The following is a 3,048-nucleotide window of genomic DNA, read 5'->3' as shown; positions in this document are numbered from 1 at the left end:
TCAGTTATAAAATATTCTAAGTTCTGTTTAACAGGTTCTGGAAGAGAACCCTCCTCAAGCCAAGTATGAATATCCCCTAAATAATTCATTTCCAAATATCGGGCTGTCTCTACAAAAGGCATTTTAAAACCATTTATTAACACTGCATCCGATCCGCAGCTAATCATCGCCATCTTTTTCCCTCTTAATTTACGGCCTATCTCTTTTTCATCACGCAGACAGTCAGTTATCCGGTCAAAAAATATTTTCATAATTCCACTCATGGAATACCAGTAAACCGGTGTGGCAAGAAGGATTATATCGTAATTATGAGCTAAACTCTTAATCAAAGGGATAAAATCATCATCCTTATTTTCAAAATTATAATCGAAATGACCGATACGCTTCAATCTTAAATCCACCACTTCAAACCCAGTTCTTTCTTTTACGAAATTGCAGATCTTACTTGTATTACCCGCACTTCTAGAACTACCTTGAAGTATTATTCCTTTTGGCTCCATCATTTTGTTTTAGTTTCTGGACAAAGCTAAAGGCTGCTACATTTGAATAAAATAAGGGAATAATTTTACTCTATTGAATTTTGTCTCCAAAGGTTTTAAGAGCCTCAAATACTCCGGAAAGCTGCATACCCAGCGGGGTAATGGAATATTCTGTTCTTTTAGGATACTCGTTAAAATCTTGTTTCTGAATTAGGCCATCATTTATCATTTCTTTCAACTGTTGGGTTAAGGCTCTTTTGGGCGCTTCAGGCAACCCTTCCTGCATATCTTTCAAGCGCTGGCTTGTCTTCAGCAGTACACTTAGAATAGCTGGTTTCCATTTACCTGAAATTACAAGCAATGCCTTTTCAACTCCGCAATCAGACTTCACTGGTATTTTATATTGATATGGCCTTATTAAGCTTTTCATTTTAATGCCTCTTTATAACGATTTAAAATTGTGATTCTGCAATATGGTTGAATCTTAAATAAATACAAATATGATTTTGCTTGTTAATTATAAAATTCATAAAAAGCAATGTAGAAAATGCTTATTACGTTGTTCTAAAGGGGAGGCGTCCATGGTCAATCGTGTCGAAGAAGCTCTTGATGTCCAGGTCTATGCTCCAGTCATGGCACATCGCCTGCTGGCTTAGCCTCTCCACCGCCTGGTGGCAGCTCCTGCCGGGGCGCTAACCGAAAGAGCTCTTGTGAAACAGCGGCTCCACAAAACGCTCCAGGTGCGCCCTGAAAACCTCCTGTGCAATACGGTCGAAAATGGTCGGAATGCCGAGCTTGCGCTCGCCCCCGCCCTTCTTGCCGATGGCCACCTCCCTGACGGGCATGGGGGAATAACTGCCTGAGCTGAGCCTGTTCCACAGCTTGTATAGCTGACGGCTTCGGTCCCGCTCCAGTTCCTCCCAGCCCATCTGGTCTGCGCCGGCACTGCCTTTGTTGGCTAGTCATCAGGAAGAGCCGGACAGAGGATACGGCTGGGTGCGTAAACCCGATGCCCCTGTTATGCGCATTGTCTCAGGGTGTGATGTGGAGAATGCACCCACGCACCCGCCTCAGCACATGACAATGGAGAAGGTTGCAACAGGCTCCTGAATCGAATGACTACTGTGGCCGGGGTCTGAAATGTCAAGCTGTTCCAGGTAAGGGGCTTCAAGCAGCTGCTCTCTTCAAACCAAGCGCACGGTGCCTGGGGTTTCAGACCTACTCCCCCACTCTTTCCGAAACTGCTTCCTGCAGAAATAAATTATATTATATATATATACTAAGGGAATTGATTACTTTTGCCTGGCTCTTACGGAAATGACCCGGAGCCACTGAAAACCAACTAATTCAACTTAAAAACAGAGGGTGCAGACATGAAACTGACAAAGGTATTAATGGTATTTATCTTAGCTGCCGCAGGATTCCTCAGCAGCTGCGAGAAGGAAGAAGAGGCTTACATGGCGAACGTGGAATTTACCACCGTCACAACTGGGGATGTGGACGGCGATGTGGCGGGAAACGGAGGGTCCTCTTCAAAGACCTACACCTGGCAGAACGCTTCCTCTAAGGCAGAGTACAACATGGACGTTACAGCCACTAAAGGCGGAAGCTTCCAGCTTTTGATTAAGGACGCCCAAGGGCAGCTTGTCCTGGATAAAACCCTTGTGGCAGGAGATTCCGAGGACTCTAAGTCAGGAATGACTTCCACTGGCGCCCCCGGTGCATGGATCGTGACCGTTATCCTGACCAACTTCAACGGCGACGGAAGCTTCTCCATAAGCAAGGATATGTAAGCGGCACGGCCCGCTTCTAGTAAAGCAGCAGGAAGGAAACTTCAAGAGCATAGACAACAATAGACCGCTCTGCGTAAGGCAGGGCAGTCTATTTACTTATATTTCTCTCCAGAACCGGTGCAATTCCGCTACCCCACGTCCTACACGGCGGCTGCCGGGCCAGGCGGTAAAAAGCCCGTGGCGTGCCAGCCGCAGGTAAATGAGAGGACCAACATATGTATCCACCCCTTGCCTTAGCGCAATCTGAGCTGCTGAGCATCTACACCGACATCACAGACGACGGTGTTGACAACCCACAGCGTTACCCGCTCTTCTCAGACGAAATGGAGGGCTACTACTGGGACTATGACAACAACGGCCTGAGAGTGCTGCAGCTCCGCTTCTACGAGGTGCCGACTGTCCTGTAGTCTGCAACACAATCATATAAAGGTAAAAGAGCCGCTACTCATAGGAAGTAGCGGCTCTTCCGTTTTAACATGTTCTGACTCTTATAGCAGCAAAGGCAGCTGAAATTCCATAAAGCCGGCGGCTCCTACACGATTTCTGGAAAGGCATGTTTCAGGCTAGCTTTATCCTTCAGGCTACTTTCCTGCTATCTGCTTTGTGACGTTGACAGGACGCAGCTGCAGTACTCCACCGGCTTTCCCGTCAGCTTTGATAACCCCCACTAGCCTACCTCTTCCCCTGAATGATGCCTTCCAGGGCACCATTCAGGTAATGGATCCCGGCACACTAGAGGAGCTGTGCTGGAAAGGCAATTTCATCTATAACAGATC

The 3,048-nt window shown here is 46.8% G+C and carries 6 protein-coding genes; 3 read left to right on the top strand and 3 right to left on the bottom strand.

Annotated features, from left to right (window positions below):
- The 3 genes from E1919_RS27010 to E1919_RS27445 form a co-directional block, all read right to left on the bottom strand.
- The coding region (locus tag E1919_RS27010; RefSeq protein ID WP_237144894.1) for a flavodoxin family protein at nucleotides 1-503 on the bottom strand (503 nt) is incomplete at its 3' end.
- A 67-nt stretch (nucleotides 504-570) separates the two neighbouring features.
- Nucleotides 571-909: a winged helix-turn-helix transcriptional regulator gene (locus E1919_RS27005; protein ID WP_162056506.1), complete on the bottom strand. Its 339-nt coding sequence runs from the start codon at nucleotides 907-909 to the stop codon at nucleotides 571-573.
- A 262-nt stretch (nucleotides 910-1,171) separates the two neighbouring features.
- Nucleotides 1,172-1,408, bottom strand: coding sequence for an RNA-dependent RNA polymerase family protein (locus tag E1919_RS27445; RefSeq protein ID WP_202916010.1), 237 nt, complete (start codon nucleotides 1,406-1,408; stop codon nucleotides 1,172-1,174).
- A 22-nt stretch (nucleotides 1,409-1,430) separates the two neighbouring features.
- Here E1919_RS27445 and E1919_RS26995 point away from each other — a divergent pair, with 22 nt between their 5' ends.
- From E1919_RS26995 to E1919_RS26985, 3 genes are all read left to right on the top strand, one after another.
- Complete coding sequence (locus E1919_RS26995) at nucleotides 1,431-1,589, top strand: hypothetical protein (protein WP_162056505.1); 159 nt, start codon at nucleotides 1,431-1,433, stop codon at nucleotides 1,587-1,589.
- Nucleotides 1,590-1,873: 284 nt separating this feature from the next.
- Complete coding sequence (locus tag E1919_RS26990) at nucleotides 1,874-2,272, top strand: hypothetical protein (protein WP_237144893.1); 399 nt, start codon at nucleotides 1,874-1,876, stop codon at nucleotides 2,270-2,272.
- A 215-nt stretch (nucleotides 2,273-2,487) separates the two neighbouring features.
- Entirely contained in the window at nucleotides 2,488-2,679 is a 192-nt protein-coding gene (locus tag E1919_RS26985; RefSeq protein WP_162056503.1) for a hypothetical protein, read from the top strand.
- Nucleotides 2,680-3,048 lie beyond the last annotated feature (369 nt).

Origin of the sequence: Pontibacter pamirensis, from assembly GCF_010015475.1 — a bacterium.
In the GTDB taxonomy this organism is placed as follows: Bacteria; Bacteroidota; Bacteroidia; order Cytophagales; family Hymenobacteraceae; genus Pontibacter; species Pontibacter pamirensis.
This window is presented reverse-complemented; position numbering and strand designations above follow the sequence as displayed.